Origin of the sequence: Arthrobacter globiformis (assembly GCF_030815865.1) — a bacterium.
Taxonomy (GTDB): Bacteria; Actinomycetota; Actinomycetes; order Actinomycetales; family Micrococcaceae; genus Arthrobacter; species Arthrobacter globiformis_B.
The window spans coordinates 4,666,687-4,685,240 of record NZ_JAUSXI010000001.1; the positions used below are offsets into that span (position 1 = coordinate 4,666,687).

The 18,554-nt window shown below is 66.5% G+C and carries 16 protein-coding genes and 1 pseudogene; 11 read left to right on the top strand and 6 right to left on the bottom strand.

Features of this window, described 5'->3' with window-relative positions:
* The first annotated feature begins 282 nt into the window (after nucleotides 1–282).
* Nucleotides 283–1,672 (top strand): annotated as a pseudogene (locus tag QFZ33_RS21765) (8-oxoguanine deaminase).
* Between the two features lie 101 nt (nucleotides 1,673–1,773).
* Entirely contained in the window at nucleotides 1,774–3,018 is a 1,245-nt protein-coding gene (ligD, locus tag QFZ33_RS21770) for a non-homologous end-joining DNA ligase (RefSeq protein ID WP_307030888.1), read from the top strand.
* 36 nt (nucleotides 3,019–3,054) lie between these two features.
* On the opposite strand, the gene QFZ33_RS21775 is transcribed toward ligD, so the two are convergent.
* Complete coding sequence (locus QFZ33_RS21775; RefSeq protein WP_214856926.1) at nucleotides 3,055–3,228, bottom strand: hypothetical protein; 174 nt, start codon at nucleotides 3,226–3,228, stop codon at nucleotides 3,055–3,057.
* A gap of 373 nt (nucleotides 3,229–3,601) precedes the next feature.
* On the opposite strand from QFZ33_RS21775, the gene pucL reads away from it, so the two are divergent.
* Both pucL and QFZ33_RS21785 read left to right on the top strand, forming a co-directional pair.
* On the top strand, nucleotides 3,602–4,510 hold the full coding sequence (pucL, locus tag QFZ33_RS21780) for a factor-independent urate hydroxylase (RefSeq protein ID WP_307030890.1): 909 nt from the start codon (nucleotides 3,602–3,604) through the stop codon (nucleotides 4,508–4,510).
* Between the two features lie 204 nt (nucleotides 4,511–4,714).
* On the top strand, nucleotides 4,715–6,196 hold the full coding sequence (locus QFZ33_RS21785; protein WP_307030892.1) for a nucleobase:cation symporter-2 family protein: 1,482 nt from the start codon (nucleotides 4,715–4,717) through the stop codon (nucleotides 6,194–6,196).
* A 92-nt stretch (nucleotides 6,197–6,288) separates the two neighbouring features.
* Here the strand turns inward: QFZ33_RS21785 and QFZ33_RS21790 are convergent, their stop codons facing one another.
* On the bottom strand, nucleotides 6,289–7,044 hold the full coding sequence (locus QFZ33_RS21790; protein ID WP_214856929.1) for an IclR family transcriptional regulator: 756 nt from the start codon (nucleotides 7,042–7,044) through the stop codon (nucleotides 6,289–6,291).
* Nucleotides 7,045–7,256: 212 nt separating this feature from the next.
* Between QFZ33_RS21790 and QFZ33_RS21795 the strand changes: the two genes are divergently transcribed.
* The 6 genes from QFZ33_RS21795 to QFZ33_RS21820 all read left to right on the top strand — a co-directional run bounded on the left by QFZ33_RS21795 (nucleotide 7,257) and on the right by QFZ33_RS21820 (nucleotide 13,765).
* A complete protein-coding gene (locus QFZ33_RS21795) occupies nucleotides 7,257–8,723 on the top strand; it encodes an NAD-dependent malic enzyme (RefSeq protein ID WP_307030895.1) in 1,467 nt (488 codons plus the stop codon).
* Between the two features lie 23 nt (nucleotides 8,724–8,746).
* Nucleotides 8,747–10,345 carry a malate synthase A gene (aceB, locus tag QFZ33_RS21800; protein ID WP_307030897.1) on the top strand — a complete coding sequence of 533 codons (1,599 nt, stop codon included), beginning with the start codon at nucleotides 8,747–8,749 and terminating at the stop codon, nucleotides 10,343–10,345.
* 3 nt (nucleotides 10,346–10,348) lie between these two features.
* A complete protein-coding gene (locus QFZ33_RS21805; protein WP_307030899.1) occupies nucleotides 10,349–11,623 on the top strand; it encodes a DUF6986 family protein in 1,275 nt (424 codons plus the stop codon).
* Nucleotides 11,624–11,633: 10 nt separating this feature from the next.
* Complete coding sequence (locus tag QFZ33_RS21810; protein ID WP_307030901.1) at nucleotides 11,634–12,446, top strand: bifunctional allantoicase/(S)-ureidoglycine aminohydrolase; 813 nt, start codon at nucleotides 11,634–11,636, stop codon at nucleotides 12,444–12,446.
* 133 nt (nucleotides 12,447–12,579) lie between these two features.
* Nucleotides 12,580–12,936, top strand: a complete 357-nt coding sequence (locus QFZ33_RS21815) for a VOC family protein (protein ID WP_307030903.1) — start codon at nucleotides 12,580–12,582, stop codon at nucleotides 12,934–12,936.
* 31 nt (nucleotides 12,937–12,967) lie between these two features.
* Nucleotides 12,968–13,765 carry an SDR family oxidoreductase gene (locus QFZ33_RS21820; protein ID WP_307030905.1) on the top strand — a complete coding sequence of 266 codons (798 nt, stop codon included), beginning with the start codon at nucleotides 12,968–12,970 and terminating at the stop codon, nucleotides 13,763–13,765.
* Nucleotides 13,766–13,872: 107 nt separating this feature from the next.
* Here the strand turns inward: QFZ33_RS21820 and QFZ33_RS21825 are convergent, their stop codons facing one another.
* A complete protein-coding gene (locus QFZ33_RS21825; RefSeq protein ID WP_307030907.1) occupies nucleotides 13,873–15,048 on the bottom strand; it encodes a zinc-dependent alcohol dehydrogenase in 1,176 nt (391 codons plus the stop codon).
* A 197-nt stretch (nucleotides 15,049–15,245) separates the two neighbouring features.
* Between QFZ33_RS21825 and QFZ33_RS21830 the strand changes: the two genes are divergently transcribed.
* Nucleotides 15,246–15,533: a hypothetical protein gene (locus QFZ33_RS21830; protein WP_307030909.1), complete on the top strand. Its 288-nt coding sequence runs from the start codon at nucleotides 15,246–15,248 to the stop codon at nucleotides 15,531–15,533.
* A 30-nt stretch (nucleotides 15,534–15,563) separates the two neighbouring features.
* Here the strand turns inward: QFZ33_RS21830 and QFZ33_RS21835 are convergent, their stop codons facing one another.
* The 3 genes from QFZ33_RS21835 to QFZ33_RS21845 all read right to left on the bottom strand — a co-directional run bounded on the left by QFZ33_RS21835 (nucleotide 15,564) and on the right by QFZ33_RS21845 (nucleotide 18,523).
* Nucleotides 15,564–16,253, bottom strand: a complete 690-nt coding sequence (locus QFZ33_RS21835) for an HAD family hydrolase (protein ID WP_307030911.1) — start codon at nucleotides 16,251–16,253, stop codon at nucleotides 15,564–15,566.
* Between the two features lie 39 nt (nucleotides 16,254–16,292).
* The gene (locus QFZ33_RS21840) at nucleotides 16,293–16,610 is read right to left on the bottom strand and encodes a YegP family protein (protein ID WP_307030913.1); all 318 of its coding nucleotides are present in this window, start codon (nucleotides 16,608–16,610) and stop codon (nucleotides 16,293–16,295) included.
* A gap of 107 nt (nucleotides 16,611–16,717) precedes the next feature.
* Complete coding sequence (locus tag QFZ33_RS21845; RefSeq protein ID WP_307030916.1) at nucleotides 16,718–18,523, bottom strand: glycoside hydrolase family 15 protein; 1,806 nt, start codon at nucleotides 18,521–18,523, stop codon at nucleotides 16,718–16,720.
* Nucleotides 18,524–18,554 lie beyond the last annotated feature (31 nt).

Here is an 18,554-nt window from a genome sequence, read left to right on the forward strand (position 1 = left end):
GGTGCCCGCCTTTGGCAACTTGAGATTAGCACCGGAATGTGGTCCGCGCCATAGTTTTCTGGAAACTTAATTTCGCAATGTGAAATGCGTGTTTCCGGCGGCTCACGGCTGGCTGTCACGGCCGATCACTTCCCGCGCTGTCGCAAAGCGCGCCCATTGACCGCTCTCCCACACCCGCCCTACGCTGGTGCCGACTCGCCGCCGTCGGGCAGCGCGTCCCCTGGATCAGCAGACAGGACCACTGAGCTGGAAAGTATCAGCACACTCAGACAAGGACCCCTCATGACCCAGCTCTTTGACCTTCCGCCGACGCACCCGGCCGCCGAATCCCGGCTTTGGATCCGGAACCCGCTGGCGGCCTTCACCGCCAACAGCCTCGACGCCTCGGGCGGCCTGGTGGTGAGCGGCGGCAGGATTGTGGAGGTACTTGGCGCCGGACAGACGCCGTCGGTTCCCTGCCAGCAGACCTTCGACGCCGGCAACCACGTCCTGCTGCCCGGCCTGATCAATACCCATCACCACTTCTACCAAACGCTTACCCGTGCCTGGGGTCCGGTGGCCAACGCTCCCCTGTTCCCCTGGCTGCAGAACCTCTACCCGGTCTGGGCCAGGCTGACCCCGCGGGATCTTGAACTCGCAGCCACCGTGGCCCTCGCCGAACTGCTGCTTTCCGGCTGCACCACCGCCGCCGACCACCACTACCTCTTCCCCGCCGGGATGGAGGATGCAGTCGACGTCGAAATCGGCGTCGTCCGGCGCCTCGGCATGCGGGGTACGCTGACCCGGGGCTCCATGACACTGGGAGAGGACGACGGCGGGCTGGCCGCCGCAGTCGACAGTGCAGGCGCCGGAGGCGGTGCTGGCCGACAGCGAACGGCTGATCCGCGAATACCACGAGCGCGGGGACGGTGCCGTGATCCAGATTGCGCTGGCGCCCTGCTCGCCGTTTTCCGTCACCAAGGAGATCATGGCCGAGAGCGCCGCGCTGGCAGAGCGGCATGACGTCCGGCTGCACACCCATCTCGCCGAAACCCTCGACGAGGAGCAGTTCTGCCTCGAGATGTTCGGGCTGCGCACCGTGGACTACCTGGACAGTGTGGGCTGGCTGACCGACAGGACATGGCTGGGCCACGGCATCCATTTCAGCGACGCTGAAATCGCCCGGCTGGGAGCGGCCGGAACCGCCGTCGCCCACTGCCCGACGTCGAACATGCGCCTCGCGTCCGGCACCGCCCGGGTGCTTGAACTGGAGGAAGCGGGGGTGCCCGTGGGGCTGGGAGTGGACGGATCGGCGTCGAACGATGCCTCCAACATGATTCTCGAGGCGCGGCAGGCGCTGTACCTGCAGCGCCTGCGCTACGGCGCACACGTTCCAGTGGAGCGCGCGCTCGGCTGGGCCACACGCGGATCGGCGGCGGTTCTGGGGCGGCCGGACCTCGGCCAGTTGGCGCCCGGCATGCAGGCGGACCTGGCCCTGTTCCGGCTGGACGACCTGCGGTTCTCCGGCAGCCACGATCCCCTCGCCGCCCTGCTGCTGTGCGCCGCCGACCGCGCGGACCGCATGATGGTGGGCGGCGAGTGGCGGGTGATTGACGGGCAGATTCCGGGCCTGGACGTGGCCGGCTTGATCGCGAAGCATTCGGCGGCGGCGCGGCGGCTCGTGAACGGCTGACGCCCCGCCGTTTCGACGGTTCCCTGCGCACACGACGCTGCGAAACGTCGAGTGGGCAGGGAACCATCGAAATGGCGGCCAGGCACTGCTAGCGTGGCGCCATGACTCCGTCGAAGACGCCGGCCGAAATCCTGGACATCGCCGGCACAGAGGTCCGCATCTCGAGCCCGGACAAGGTGGTGTTCCCTGAACCCGGGCTGACGAAGCTCGACCTGGTGCGCTATTACCTGGCCGTCGCCGGTGGCGCGCTGCGCGGTGCAGGCGGCCGGCCGATGGTGCTCAAGCGCTTCCCGAAGGGCATCGACGCGGAGGCGTTCTTCCAGAAGCGCGTGCCCGACAACCATCCCGATTTCATCGACACGACGACGCTGCACTACGCGTCGGGGACGTCGGCGGAGGAGGCGGTCATCCGGGATGCCGCGGGCCTGGCGTGGGTGGTGAATCTTGGCTGCCTCGACCTCAACCCGCATCCGGTGCGCGCCGAGGACCTCGAACACCCGGACGAGCTGCGGGTGGACCTGGATCCGATGCCGGGGGTCGACTGGTCGCAGATCGTCGACGTCGCGTATGTCGCGCGGGAGGTGCTCGACGACGCCGGGCTCGTGGGGTGGCCGAAGACGAGCGGGTCCCGGGGTCTCCACATTCTGGTGCGTATCGCGCCGGAGTGGTCTTACCGCGATGTGCGGCTCGCTGCTGAGACTCTCGCCCGGGAGGTCGAAAACCGCGCCCCCGGCCTCGCCACCGCGCGGTGGTGGAAGGAGGAGCGCGGTGAGAGTGTGTTCGTCGACTTCAACCAGAACGCGAAGGACCGCACCGTGGCATCGGCGTACTCAATCCGGCCGCTGCCTGACGCCCGGGTCTCTACGCCGCTCACCTGGGACGAGGTCCGCTCCGCCAGGCCGGAACAGTTCACGGTGCTCACAGTGCCGGAGCGCTTCGCCGGGGTGGGCGACCCACACACCGGCATCGACGACGCCGTCGGCAGGCTCGATGGGCTTCTCGCCTTGGCCGCCGAGCTCGGCCCCGCCGAGAAGGCGCCGCGCGCTGGCAACGGCTCCGGCCGCCGGCAGTCGGTGATGCCGCTCATAGAGGTGGCCCGCACCAAAACCAAACCGGAGGCACTCGCCGCGCTCGACGAGTGGAAGTCCCGGCATGCCGACGTGGTGCCGTCGCTGCATCCGGCCGATGTGTTGGTCGACGGAATGCGCGGGTCAAGCTCGCTCTGGTACAGGGTGCGGGTGAACCTGCAGCATGTCCCCGAGGAGGAGCGTCCCCAGCAGGAGGAGCTCATGGCCGACTACGACCCGTGGGCCGGCAAGGAGTGGCCGGACCGTCCCGGATCCTGACAGTCCTTGCGACACGGAAATTACCGGAGGCTGCGGCTATGGCCGCCTGCCGAAGACCGGAAGCGCCCGGAGCCACCGCGACAGGCCGCCGGAGCGCCGGTCGCAGTCGGCCGGAATGTAGAAGTCGGGATCCGTGGCGCCGAACGGCAGGTACAGCTCCTGGCCGGGTGCCGGAAATTCCGCGACGTTGTTCTGATCCTGCGAGTCCATCTGTTCCTCCTCGTTTCTTGCCTTGCCCGCTTTACTTTTTCGTAGTGCGGAAATTAGTTTTTGATATGTGAAATCTTAGGGACACGTTCGGGGGTGTGTCAAGACCCCCGGCCATGGCGTTCCGCACCAGTCTGGTCACAATCGGTTTTTTGAACTTGTGATGTACACCACCGGCATGCTGCGCTACGCTTTAATTCAATTCGTGGCGCACGTCACGTAACCTGGGAGCAGCAGGCAGGGTCGTAATGAGCTGGCATCAACTGATGTCGGCTCATTTTTTGTTTGGGTCGACGCCACACGAAATGCGTGGGAAACACGCACTTAATTTCTATGTGGGACTTTCGTTCCACATACGGGAAGTTGGGAACAGACCATGAGCAACAAGATCGTCCTCGGCCACAACCAGTACGGTAAGGCCGAAGTCCGCGTCGTCAAGATCACCCGCGACACCGACCGCCATGAGATCGAGGATCTGAACGTCACCTCGCAGCTCCGCGGTGACTTCGAAGCCGCCCACCTCGAGGGCGACAACGCCCACGTGGTGGCCACCGACACCCAGAAGAACACCATCTACGCCTTCGCCCGCGAAGGGGTCGGCTCCCCCGAGGCGTTCCTGCTGCGCCTCGGCGAGCACTTCACCTCCAGCTTCGACTGGGTCACCGGCGGCCGCTGGGAAGCCGAGTCCTACGCCTGGGAACGCATCCAGGCGCACGGCAGCGCGCACGACCACTCCTTCGTCCGCAAGGGCCAGGAAGTCCGCACCGCCGTCCTTGTCCGGGACGGGGCTGCCACCCACCTGATCTCGGGACTCAAGGACCTGACCGTCCTGAAGTCCACGCAGTCCGGCTTCGTCGGGTACCCGAAGGACAAGTACACCACCCTGCCGGAGACCACTGACCGCATCCTGGCCACCGACGTCTCGGCCCGTTGGCGCTTCAAGGCCGGCACCGATTTCAGCTCGCTGGACTTCAACAAGAGCTACGAGGACGTCAAGAGCCTCCTGCTTGAGGGCTTCACCGAGAAGTACTCCCACGCCCTGCAGCAGACCCTGTTCGACATGGGCGCCAAGGTCCTGGAAGCCCACAGCGAGATCGAGGAAATCAAGTTCTCGATGCCCAACAAGCACCACTTCCTCGTGGACCTCTCGCCGTTCGGCCTGGACAACCCCAACGAGGTCTTCTTCGCAGCCGACCGCCCGTACGGACTCATCGAGGCCACCGTCCTGCGTGACGACGCCGAAGCAGCCGACGCCGCCTGGTCAGGCATCGCCGGCTTCTGCTAAACCCGCAGCCAGCGGGCCCGCGGACACCACGCTCCGCGGGCCGGCCGGCCAGCACCAGCATTACCCAAGGGTCCCGAGTTTTTGTACAGATATCGCGATTAGACACCCCCACCAACGGCCCCGGCCCACACCACAAGACCCAAATTGTTAGCCAGACATTGTTAGCCAGACGAAGGCGTCTGCCATGAACCAAGAAAGTCTGCCATGAACATCATCAAGAAAAGCCGCCCAACAGCAACCCGCCCGGAAGATCAGCGCCTCTCCATCGGCAGCACTTTCGCCTACGGATTCCAGCACGTCCTCACCATGTACGGCGGCATCATTGCCCCGCCCCTCATCATCGGCGCCGCGGCCGGCATGTCGTCCCAGGACATCGGCCTGCTGATCGCAGCCTGCCTCTTTGTCGGCGGCCTGGCCACCATCCTCCAGACGGTCGGCATCCGGTTCTTCGGGTCCCAGCTGCCGCTCGTCCAGGGCGTCTCCTTCGCCGGCGTCTCCACGATGGTGGCGATTGTCCACGGCGGCGGCGGAATCCAGGCGGTCTTCGGTTCGGTGATCGCAGCGTCGCTAATCGGGCTGCTCATCACTCCCCTGTTCTCCAAGATCATCAAGTTCTTCCCGCCGGTCGTCACAGGTACGGTCATCACCACCATCGGCCTCACGCTGATGCCGGTGGCCGCCAACTGGGCCATGGGCGGCAACAAGGCCGCCCCCAACTACGGCAGCATGGCCAACATCGGCCTGGCCGCCGCCACCATGGCGATCGTCCTGCTGCTGAGCAAGGTGGGCAACGCCGCCATCTCCCGGCTGTCCATCCTGCTCGCCATGGTTCTCGGGACCCTGATCGCCCTAGCTTTCGGCATGGCTGACTTCTCCAAGGTGGGCACGGGCGAGATCGTCGCGTTCCCCACCCCGTTCGCCTTCGGGCCGCCAACGTTCGAGATTGCCGCCATCATCTCCATGCTGATCGTCATCCTGGTGACGCTCACCGAGACCTCCGCGGACATCATCGCCGTGGGCGAGATCGTGGGCACCAAGGTCGATTCCAAGCGGATCGGCGACGGGCTGCGGGCCGACATGCTCTCCAGCGCCATCTCCCCGCTGTTCAACTCCTTCACCCAGAGCGCCTTTGCGCAGAACGTGGGCCTGGTAGCCATCACCGGCGTCAAGAGCCGGTTCGTCGTCAGCGCCGGCGGCCTCATCCTGGTCATTCTCGGCCTGCTTCCGGTCCTTGGCCGGGTGGTCGCGGCGGTGCCGACGCCCGTCCTGGGCGGGGCCGGCGTCGTACTCTTTGGAACTGTTGCCGCCAGCGGCATCCGGACGCTCTCCAAGGTGGAGTACCGCAACAACATGAACCTGATCATCGTGGCAGCGTCCATCGGCTTCGGCATGATCCCGATCGCGGCACCCGCGTTCTACGACCAGTTCCCGTCCTGGTTCAGCACCATCTTCCACTCCGGCATCAGCTCCGCAGCGATCATGGCCATCCTGCTGAACCTGCTCTTCAACCACTTCAAGGCAGGCAACTCGGACAACCAGTCCGTCTTCGTCGCTGGCACCGGGCGGGTCGTCAAGGAGGAGGACCTGCACTGCCTGTCCGACGGCGACCGTTTCGAAGGCGGGAAACTGATCGACTGCGACGGCAAGGAAGTCCCCATCCAGACGTCATCCAGCTCCGAGCACTAGAAATCGTTTAAGCGCGAACGGACAGTTGAGGCCCCCAGGACCGTGGGGCCTCAACTGTCCGTTCGCGCTGCACAGAAGGACGACGGAGGGGATCAGTTTTGGTTGAGCTCGTCCGAGATGGCCTGGGCTGCTTCGCGGAGGAGCGGCACGGCGCGGTCGGCGAAGGACTGGTCCACGCGGGAGACCGGCCCGGAGACGGAGATGGCGGTGGGCGTGGGCGCGTTGGGCACGGCCATAGCGAAGCAGCGCACACCGAGCTCCTGCTCCTCCTCGTCGATCGAGTAGCCGCGTTCCCGGATACGGTTCAGGTCCGCGATCAGGGAATCGAAGTCGCCGATGCTCTTAGCAGTGGGCGTAGGCATGCCGGTGCGGGTCACGATACCGCGCACCACCTCGTCGTCCAGCTGCGCCAGGATCGCCTTGCCGACGCCGGTGTCGTGCGTATGCGCGCGGCGGCCCACCTCCGTGAACATGCGCATCGAGTGCAGCGACGGCACCTGGGCCACGTAGATCACCATGTCCGAGTCCAGCACGGCCATGTTGGACGTCTCCCCCAACCGGTCCACGAGGGACTTCAGCTGCGGCCGCGCCAGGGCACCGAGCTGCTTGTTGGCGCCTTCGCCGAGCCGGATCAGCCGCGGGCCGAGGGCGTAGCGGCGGTTGGGCAGCTGGCGGATGTACCCCAGTGCTACGAGCGTACGCAGCAGCCGGTGGATCGTGGGCAGGGGCAGGTCCGTGGAGGAAGAGAGCTCGCTGAGCGTGACGTCGCCGCCGGCGTCGGTGATGAGTTCCAAAAGTTCAAAGACGCGCTCTACGGACTGCACGCCTCCGGTGGCCTTCTCAGCCATGTAACACTCTCCTGTTGCCTCGAATACGACAACTCTTATCCGCATCGTGAAAAAAGTTGCTTAGACAGCCAAAGATACAGCAAGACGCGGAGCGGCGTCGATGGAAGCATGAAGGGCTTGTATTTCCATAAAGTAGATAATAATATCCATAATACGAAAACATTCAGGAGAACAGCCCGCCCCAGCGGTGGGCCTGATCAGGAGGACATTCAATGGCGAACCCGAGCCCCGGAAACTCAATCACCCTGCGCGTGGAGGCACCCTCAAGCTTCACGGCCACCAGCGAGCTCGCGGCAGCCGTCGGCGCGGCCGGGGCGGCGATCACCGCACTGGACGTGACCGAGTCCCACCACGAGACGCTGGTTGTCGACGTCACCTGCAACACCACGGACCAGGACCACGCGGACCGCGTGAAGGATGCGCTCAACGCGCTCGACGGCGTCACCGTGCGCAACGTTTCGGACCGCACCTTCCTGATGCACCTGGGCGGCAAGCTCGAGGTGGTGCCGAAGGTGGCGCTCCGCAACCGCGACGATCTCTCCCGCGCCTACACCCCTGGAGTCGCCAGGGTCTGCCTTGCCATCGCGGAAAACCCCGACGCCGCCCGGAACCTGACGGTCAAACGAAACACGATCGCCGTGGTCACCGACGGCTCGGCCGTCCTGGGCCTCGGCAACATCGGCCCGGCAGCCGCGCTTCCGGTCATGGAGGGCAAGGCCGCGCTCTTCAAGCAGTTCGCCAACGTTGACGCCTGGCCCGTTTGCCTGGATACCCAGGACACCGAGGAGATCATCAAAATCGTCAAGGCCCTCGCCCCCGTCTACGGCGGCGTGAACCTCGAGGACATCGCGGCGCCGCGCTGCTTCGAAATCGAAAACCGGCTCCGCGATGAACTGGACATCCCGGTCTTCCACGACGACCAGCACGGCACCGCCATCGTCACGCTGGCCGCCCTGGTCAACGCCCTCCGGGTCGTGGGCAAGACGCTCGCGGACGTCCGCATCGTGGTCTCCGGCGTCGGCGCCGCCGGCTCGGCGATCATCCAGCTCCTCAAGGCCCAGGGCGCGCAGCACATCATCGCCGCCGGCCGCTCCGGCGCCATCCACTCGGGTGAGAAGTACGACGACGAGCACCGCACCTGGATCGCGGCCAACACCAACGAAGAGGGTTTCTCCGGCACGCTGCACGAGGCCCTCAAGGGTGCCGACGTCTTCATCGGCGTGAGCGCCCCGCACGTGATCGGCGAGGAGCAGGTTGCCTCGATGGCGGACAAAGCCATCGTTTTCGCCATGGCCAACCCGACGCCGGAAATCGACCCGACAGTGGCATCCAGGCACGCCGCCGTCGTCGCCACCGGCCGCAGCGACTTCCCGAACCAGATCAACAACGTCCTGGCCTTCCCGGGCTTCTTCCGCGGGCTGCTGGACGCCGGGGCATCAGACATCACACCGGAAATGCTGGTGGCCGCCGCCGAGGCGATCGCCAACCGGGTTCATGACGACGAGCTCAACGCCAGCTACATCATCCCCAGCGTCTTCGACCCCCATGTGGCCGCTGACGTCGCGGCAGCAGTCGCCGCCGCGGCCCACGCCGCAGCGGGTACTGGCATCGCGACGGCAACAGCGGAAGACTCAACAGAAGCAGCAGCGCCCGCGGACGCAGCTCTCGCCAACGCCTGAATCAGCCCTGGAAAGGACCCACAATGGCTATCACAGTCACAGACCCCCGGCCGATCGAGCGTGCGGAGGAGATTCTCACCCCGAAGGCCCTCGCGTTCGTGGAGGAGCTCCACAAGCGCTTCGCCGGCCGGCGCGGCGAGCTGCTCACGGCCCGGAAAACCAAGCGTGAGCAGGTGGCCCGGTCCGGCAGCCTGGATTTCCTGCCGGAAACCAAGAACGTGCGCGACGGCGACTGGAAGGTTGCGCCGGCACCGGCGGCCCTGCAGGACCGCCGGGTCGAGATGACCGGCCCGGCTTCGCCGGCCAAGATGGCCATCAACGCTCTTAACTCCGGCGCGAAGGTGTGGCTCGCAGACCTTGAGGACGCCAGCACCCCCACGTGGGGCAACGTCATCGATGCCATCCTCAACCTCCGCGATGCCGCTACCGGAACGCTGGCCTATACCTCCCCAGAGGGCAAAGAGTACCGGCTCCGCACCGACGCCCCGCTGGCCGTCGTGGTCGCCCGCCCCCGCGGCTGGCACATGGAGGAGCGGCACCTGCTGCTCGACGGCGAACCCGCCGTCGGCGCGCTGGTGGACTTCGGCCTGCACTTCTTCCACATCGCCAAGCAGCTGGTGCTCAACGGCCAGGGCCCGTACTACTACCTGCCGAAGATGGAGAGCCACCTCGAGGCCCGGCTGTGGAACGACGTGTTCGTCTTCGCCCAGGACTTCCTCGGCCTCGGCCAAGGCACCATCCGCGCCACCGTCCTGATCGAAACGATCCCGGCTGCGTTCGAGATGGACGAGATTCTCTACGAGCTGCGGGACCACGCTTCCGGGCTGAACGCCGGCCGTTGGGACTACCTGTTCAGCATCATCAAGTACTTCCGCGACGCCGGTGCCAGCTTCGTGCTGCCGGACCGCGCCACCGTGGCCATGACGGCGCCGTTCATGCGGGCCTACACGGAGCTGCTGGTGAAGACCTGCCACCACCGCGGCGCCTTCGCGATGGGCGGCATGGCTGCGGTCATCCCCAACCGGCGCGAACCCGAGGTCACCGCGCAGGCCTTTGCGAAGGTCCGCGCAGACAAGACCCGCGAGGCGAACGACGGCTTCGACGGCTCCTGGGTGGCCCACCCGGACCTCGTGCCCGTCTGCCAGGAGGTGTTCGACTCCGTGCTCGGGGACCGGCCCAACCAGCTCGACAAGCAGCGGCCGGAGGTCTCGGTCACGGCCGGCCAGCTGCTGGACATTGCCTCCGCCGAGGGCCAGGTCACCGAAGCCGGCCTCCGCCTGAACCTTTACGTCGCCGTGGCCTACACCGCCGTCTGGATCTCCGGCAACGGCGCGGTGGCCATCCACAACCTGATGGAGGACGCCGCTACGGCGGAAATCTCCCGTTCGCAGGTCTGGCAGCAGATCCGCAACGAGGTGGTCCTCGCGGACACGGGCAACAAGGTCACCCGCGAGCTGGTCGCCCGGATCCTCGCCGAGGAAACCGAAAAGCTGCGCGGCGAGGTGGGCGAGGAAGCGTTCGTCCGCTACTACCAGCCAGCGAGCGCCCTGATCGGCGACATCTGCCTCTCCGAGGACTACACGGACTTCCTCACCACCCCCGCCTACGAACTGGTGGGCTGAGCAATGGCGGTACCCGAAACATCGCTGACCGCAGCCGACCTCGCCCGGATCGACGGGCAGCTGGCGGACACCGACCGGCTGCTGGAGCAGAACTACCCGGGCGACGACGGCTCGCGCCAGCCGGTCCACACCGTGTACGTCCCCGCGGACCGGTTCACGCCGTCGCTCGCCGCCGACTGGGGAACCCAGGCGCTGGCGACGGCGGCCGCCCACGGCGGGCTGGCCCGGCTGGGTGCGCTCCTGGGCCAGGACGCCGACCTCGCGGAGGCCGTCGCCTCCCGGGTGGAGACGAAACTGGGCGGCGAGCCGATCGAGGACCTCCGGCTCGACTTCGAGGACGGGTTCGGGGACCGGGGCGACGACGCCGAGGACGCCGCCGCCGTTGCTGCGGCGTCCGCCGTGGCTGCCGCAGTCTCGGCCGGCTCCGCGCCGCCGTTCATCGGAATCCGGTTCAAGTGCTTCGAGGCCCCCACTCGCGCCCGCGGGCTGCGCACCCTCGACCTGTTCGTCTCCCGCCTGGCCGCGGCGGGCGAACTGCCCAAGGGCCTTGTCCTGACGTTGCCCAAGGTCACCACCGTGGCGCAGGTGCAGGCCATGGATTACGCGGTCTCCCGGCTCGAGGAGATCCACTCCCTCCCCGCCGGCCGGCTCCGGTTCGAGGTGCAGGTGGAGACGCCGCAGCTCATCCTCGGCCCGGAGGGAACGTCCCCGGTGGCACAGCTGCCGCATGCCGTTCCCGGCCGGATCAGCGGCCTGCACTACGGCACTTACGACTACTCCGCTTCCCTGCAGATCTCCGCCGAGTACCAGTCGATGGAACACCCGGTGGCCGACTTCGCCAAGGAGGTCATGCAGCTGGCCGTGGCCGGCACCGGCATCCGGCTGTCCGACGGATCCACCAACATCATTCCCGTGGGCGACAACGTGGAAAACGCCTGGCAGCTGCACGGCCGCCTGGTGCGCCGTTCCCTGGAGCGCGGCTTCTACCAGGGCTGGGACCTGCACCCGGCCCAGCTGCCCAGCCGCTTCGCGGCAACGTACGCCTTCTACCGCCAGGGCCTGCCGGCCGCGGCCGGCAGGCTGCGGAACTACGTGGAGCAGACGGAAGGCGGCGTCATGGACGAGCCGGCCACGGCGCGCGCCCTCGCCGCGTTCGTGCTGCGCGGCGTCCAGTGCGGCGCGGTCGGTGCCGACGAGGTGCTGGCGCTGGCCGGCGTCGGAATCCCCCAACTCACCGGACTGGCCCACCCACGGCTGGCCCAGACCACTTCAAAGTAAGGATCCAAAGATGGGCAAGTACTACTCCCCTGAAGGCGGGCTGCCGCCCCAGACGCACCTCACCACCGAGCGCGCGATCGTCAAAGAGGCCTACACCGTCATCCCCAAGGGCGTGCTGACCGACATTGTCACCAGCAACCTGCCGGGCTTCACGAACACCCGTTCCTGGATCATCGCCCGCCCGATCTCGGGGTTCGCCACCACGTTCTCGCAGCTGATCGTCGAGATCGGTCCCGGCGGCGGCGCCCCCAAGGCCGAATTCGAGGCCGGCGTCGAAGGCGTCGTCTTCGTCACCAAGGGACGGGTCAATCTGACGCTCGACGGCGAGCTGCACCAGCTTGAGGAGGGTGGCTACGCCTACCTCGCAGCAGGTTCAACCTGGGGCCTGGAGAACGTCTCAGATGACACTGTGTCCTTCCACTGGATCCGCAAGGCCTACGAACGGCTCGAGGGTTACGAGGCCAAGTCCTTCGTGACGAGCGATGCTGAGGTTGATCCGAGCGAAATGCCGGACGTCGACGGCGTCTGGAAGACCACCCGCTTCGCGGACCCCAACGACCTGGCCCACGACATGCACGTGAACATCGTGACCTTCCAGCCGGGCGGCGTAATCCCGTTCCCGGAGACCCATGTCATGGAGCACGGCCTTTATGTCCTCCAGGGCAAGGCCATGTACCTGCTCAACAACGACTGGGTGGAGGTGGAAGCCGGCGACTTCATGTGGCTGCGCGCCTTCTGCCCGCAGGCCTGCTACGCCGGCGGCCCGGGCGAATTCCGCTACCTGCTCTACAAGGACGTCAACCGCCAGATCCGCCTGACGTAGTCTTACCCGCCGCGGACCTCCTGCCGCCGAAATCGCCGGAAGCCACCGAGCTTCCGGCGATTTCGCGCGTTTCCGGCGACTCCGGCTTTCCGCCCCCCTTGCATCACAACTGCACGCACGGAAGCATGAAGGCATGCTGACGATTGGAACGACTGTCCTCGGCGTCAACGACGTCGCCCGCGCCACCGCCTTCTGGTGCGACGCCCTCGGCTATATCCCCCGGGAGGACGGCGACGAAACGTGGGTGGTGCTCGTCCCGCAAAAAGGCGACGGCGCCCGGCTCGCCCTCATGCTCAGCGAGACTCCGGTGCAGTCCCATCCGCGCCTTCACCTGGACCTCTACGCCGATGACCAGGCAGCCGAGGTGGAACGACTCGTCAAGCTCGGGGCAACACGGGTGGACTGGGACTCTTATCCGGATGACCCGGACTTCATCGTGCTGGAGGACCCCGACGGTAACCGCTTCTGCGTCGTGGATGCGGCAGCCTGACCCCAAAAAGGGACCCACGGAAGGACGCACCATGGAATTCTCGCCCCGCACCGCCATCGTCACCGGCAGCGACTCCGGGATCGGCCGCGCCACCGCAGTGGCACTGGCCCAGGCCGGACTGGACATAGGCGTCACCTGGCACTCTGACAGGGACGGCGCCGAGCGGACGGCAGAGGAGGTCCGGGCCGCGGGCCGGACCGCGCTGGTCCGGCAGCTCGACACCACCGACCTCCTGACGTGCGCCGGTGTCATCGACGGCCTCGCGGAGGACCTGGGCGGCGTGGACGTGTTCGTCAACAACTCCGGCACGGGCGACGGCACCAAGTTCCTCGAGCTCAACTATGAGACCTGGGCGAAGACCCTGGACACCAACCTCAACGGCGCCTTCCTCTGCATCCAGGCGGCAGCCCGCCGGATGGTCGACGCCGGGAGGGGCGGCCGCATCATCGCCGTCACGAGCGTCCATGAGACGCAACCGCGGGTGGGCTCGTCGGCCTACGACGCGTCCAAGCACGGGCTCGGCGGACTGATCAAAACCATTGCGCTTGAGCTGGCCAGCCACGGCATCACGGCCAACTCCGTGGCCCCCGGCGAAATCGCGACGCCGATGACGGGCCAGACCGATGAAGACCCCCGCACCAAGGACCGGCCCGGCGTTCCCCTCGGGCGGCCCGGCGATGCGTGGGAGGTGGCCGCGGTCATCGCGTTCCTTGCCTCTCCGGCGTCGAGCTATGTCACCGGGGCGTCGTGGGCGGTCGACGGCGGGATGCTCCAGATGGGCGCGCAGGCCGGCTCACACATCACCGGCCACGAGTGGCGTGAGGGCTGAGCGGGCGCGCTCGGCTATGAGCTCAAACGGAAAGCGACTGGCGGGTGAGTCGCCCGCCAGCCGCCGTCCCGGACCTCGCTGCTAAAGCCCGGTGTCTGTAAATCCCGTCAGGGCTTAAGGACCACCTTGATGCAGCCGTCCTCTTTCTTCTGGAACTTTTCATAGAGGTCCGGAGCCTCAGCCAGCCCAGCGGTGTGGGTGACCAGATCCATCACGGCCAGCGGATCGGCGTCGTCCTCCACCAGCGGAAGCAGCTCATCCGTCCACCGGCGGACGTTGCACTGTCCCATCCGTACCTGGATCTGTTTGTCGAACATGGTGAGCAGCGGCATGGGACTGGCCGTGCCGCCGTAGACACCGCTCAGGGAAAGCGTGCCGCCGCGGCGGACCGCGTTAATGGCCGTGTGCAGCACCGCAAGGCGGTCGACGCCGGCGGTTTCCATGGCCTTCTGCGCCACCTTGTCGGGGAGGAGGCCCAGTGCCTGGTGGGCGAAGCCCGCCACCGGCGAGCCGTGCGCCTCCATGCCGACGGCGTCCACCACGGCGTCCGGTCCCCTCCCACCGGTCATCTCGCGCAGCTCGTCTGCAATGCCCTTGGAATAGTCCAGCACCTCGACGCCGTGGCGCGCGGCCATCTCGCGGCGTTCCGGAACCGGATCAATGCCGATCACCCGCTGGCCGAAGTAGGTGCCGATCCGGGAGGAAAACTGCCCCACCGGGCCGAGCCCGAAGACCGCCAGCGTCCCGCCGGCCGGAGCATCGGCGTATTTCACCGCCTGCCAGGCAGTGGGAAGAATGTCCGAGAGGAACAGGTAACGCTCGTCCGGCAACTCCTGTCCCACTTTGACGGGGCCGTAGTCGGCGAACGGCACCCGCAGGTACTCCGCCTGGCCGCCGGGAACGGAGCCGTACAGCTCCGAGTATCCGAATATCGCACATCCCGAATTCTTTGCCCGGACCTGGCTGGTTTCGCACTGCGACTGCAGGCCCTGCGAGCACATGTAACAGTGGCCGCAGGAAATGTTGAAGGGAATGACCACGCGGTCGCCCTTGGCCAGGTTGGTGACGGCGCTCCCCACCTCTTCCACGATGCCCATGGGTTCGTGACCCAGCACATCGTCCTTGTGCATGTAGGGGCCCAGCACCTCGTACAAGTGAAGGTCCGAGCCGCAGATCGCCGACGACGTGATCCTTACGATCGCATCCGTGGGCTCCTGGATAACGGGATCCGGTACTTCCTTCACGCTCACCGAGCGCTTGCCCTGCCAAGTCAGTGCCTTCAATGGAGTGCCTTCCTGTAGCTGCACGTCGCGTTCTTTCGACCGTAGCCGGATCCGGCTCCGATGTGAAGGTCAGTATGCTTATCAATTTTTTGGGGATTCAAAGGCAGAAGGTAAGCATCCTTGCTTTTCTCTTGTTTCGGCCAAGGATCGCTCCTAGCGTAGGAACTGTTCCCGCCCCCCAAGGAAAGGCGCCCGTCATGTCGCTCTACCAGCCCGAACCCGTGGAAATCTCCACGCGAATGCGCCCCGGTGAGTGGACGGAGGCCAGCCTCGAGGAGCTGGTCACCACCTACCAGGCGAAAATCCTCGCCATGGGCGCGACGATTTCCGAGGTGGTCACCGAGGTGGTCCGAAACGACGACGGCTCCGTGGCGGTTGCAGTGTCCTGGAACAAGGGGGCCTACGCCGACGAGCCCAAGGGCGGCGGGTTCACAAACACCGAGTCCACCAACACCGGTTCCAGTGTGGACACGGCCGAGGCCTGACTGCGCACGGACGCTTCAAGCCCTGAAACCCTAGCCGGCCAGCAACTTTCCAATCGCGCTGCGGCCCAGGTTGTCCAGCAGTTCCCTCGGGTCGGCGTAGACCTCGACGGCGCCCGCCTCGCGGAGTTCCGCCTCGCTGGTGCCGCCGCAGGTGAGCGCGACGGTGGGGATGCCGAGCCTGCTGGCCGCCATGACATCCCACACAGCGTCCCCCACATACACGGCTCCGGAGGCCTCAATCCCCACAGCCTCCAGCGCCGCCACCAGGATGTCCGGCTCAGGTTTGCTGTTTTCGGCGTCGTTGGAGCTCGTCGCTGCGTGGATGAAGTCATCCGCCGACAGGGCCGCACGCAGCGCCCCGAGATCCTGCTCCCGCGCAGACGAGGCCAGGGCCACCGCCAGTCCGTTCTCACTGCACTTGGCCAGCAGGTCCCGGGCCCCGTCGAAGGCGCGGAGCGACGGCCAGTACGTGCCGAAGATCCCCGAATGCGCAGACAGAACATCCTCGTCCACGTCCTTGTTCCGGGAGTCCGGTAGCAGGTGGTCCACCAGTCGGGCGCCACCCATTCCCACGCAGCGGTGGATCCGGGCCATGGGCACATCGAAACCTGACTGGCGGAACGCCTGCCACCACGCGAGCGTGTGGATATAGGCGGAGTCGATCAGCGTGCCGTCAACGTCGAACAGGACACCCTTCTCCCTCCGCTGCCCTGGTGACAACTGATTCTCCGCCTCTTTCCCCTCTGACACTCCAGGACCTCAGCGCTCGGCCAGCAAGGGGGATGGCACCCGGTGCGGTGCAGTCCTCGGGGACCCGTAACCGACAGCAACCGTGGACTTCAGCGACTGCCTTGCCGGTTTGCCATGACGCTTCTGGACGGGGCGCTTCACAGCATCCTTGCAGCAGTCGCGGATTAGGCCCGTACCGGCAATCTCCCTGGCTTGGGCAACCCCGGCAACTGCTGCGCGCTTCGTCGGGAAGGTGACGGACACCGCCATCAGCGCCCCTGTTCCGTCCAGCAGCCGGATCCTGTAACCGCCGTCGGGAGCGTCCACCAACTCGAAATATCCAGCCATTTGGCCCTCCTCCTTCTTCACCCTTCGGTGAGGTGTTAGTAAGTATACTTACTTAGGCGCCGAAGGTGAGAGGTGTCACCCAATTTTGAGCGGAACCGCGTTGCCCGTCACCCGGTACCGGCCTTCGACGGCAGCGGCTTATCGCTGCGGTGGGACCGGCTTTGATTCAGTTCCAGGGCACTGGTCACCAGTGCGAAATGGCTGAATGCCTGAGGCGTGTTTCCGAGGTGCCGCGCACTTTGGACGCCCCATTCCTCACTCAGCAGGCCGACGTCGTTACGCAGGGACAGCAACCGCTCGAACAATTCCGTGGCCTCCCTGCGCCGGCCGGCTCCGAGCAGCGCCTCCACGAGCCAGAAGGAACAGGCGAGGAACACCCCCTCGCCCCCCGGCAGTCCGTCGTCGCTCTCCTGGGGCCGGTACCGGAGCACGAACCCGTCCTCCGTCAGTTCACGCTGGATGGCGTCGATGGTGCCGAGCACCCGGGGATCATCGGGCGGGAGGAAACCCACGCGGGGAATGAGGAGCAGGCTGGCATCGAGTTCTGGCCGGCCATAGCTCTGCGTAAAGGTGTTCCGGCCGGGGTCGAAACCGTTCGCCATGACCTCGGCGTGGATGGTGTCGCGGAGCGCCTCCCAGCGGTCCGCCGGACCGGGAAGCCCAGAATCCCTGACCCCTTTGACCATCCGGTCCGCCGCCACCCATGCCATCACCTTGGAATGGGTGAAATGGCGGCGCGGACCGCGCATCTCCCACAGCCCGTTGTCCGGCTGGTCCCAGGCGCCTTCGAGGTATTCCATCAACGCCACCTGAACGTCCCAGGCTTCGTCCGTGTGCTTCAGCAGCGAGTTGCGGGTCAGGGCAAGGCAGTCCAGCACTTCGCCCCATACATCAAGCTGCAGCTGGCCGGCGGCAGCGTTGCCTATCCTGACCGGTGCCGAATTCTCATAGCCGGACAGCCAGGGCAGTTCCAGCTCCGGCAACCTGCGTTCACCGTGGATTCCGTACATGATCTGCAGGTCGGCCGGGTCGCCTGCCACGGCGCGCAGCAGCCAGTCGCGCCAGGCCGCCGCCTCGGAGGTGTAGCCTGCGGCCAGCAGTGCCTGCAGCGTCAGGGTGGCATCGCGGAGCCAGCAGAAGCGGTAGTCCCAGTTCCGCGGCCCGCCCAACTGTTCCGGCAGTGACGTGGTCACGGCCGCAACGATCCCTCCAGTGGGCGCGTAGGTAAGGGCCTTGAGGGTAATCAGCGAGCGCTGCACGGCGTCCTTGTACGGCCCGGTTACGTTGCACTTATCCGTCCATTCCCGCCAGAACCGTTCGGTGGAGTCCAGGACTTCGTCGGCGTCCACGGACCGGGGCCGGCGGAACTGGCTCGGCGCCCACGTCAGCACGAACGGCACCCGTTCGCCGGCCTTCACGATGAAGTCGCTGACGGTGCGCATGCGTTCGCCGCGCAGCGGGGCAGTGGTCACCAGGTAGGCAGAATCAGGACCGGCGATGGCGTGGAGACCGTGGCTGTCCCGGCGCACCCACGGCATGATGTGGCCGTAGTCGAAGCGCAGGGCCAGTTCGCCTCTCATCCGGACATGTCCGTGCAGCCCCACCACAATGCGCACGATGTCCGCCACCTCGTCGCGGGGCGGCATGAAGTCGATAACCCGGACGGCGCCCTCGTCGGTTTCCCACTCGGTTTCCAGGATGAGGGTGTGCCGACGGTAGCGGCGCCGCGTGCAGCCGCCCCCGGCTGCCGGGGCGAGGAGCCAGCGGCCGGCTTCGGGAGTGTCCAGGAGCGCATTGAAGCAGGCCGGCGAATCGAACCGCGGCAGGCACAGCCAGTCAATCGAACCTTCGGTGCTGACCAGGGCCGCGGTGTGCAGATCTCCGACCACCGCATAATCCTCGATGCGTACCATGCCCTTACAGTGCCACAGCAGGCCCCGCGGC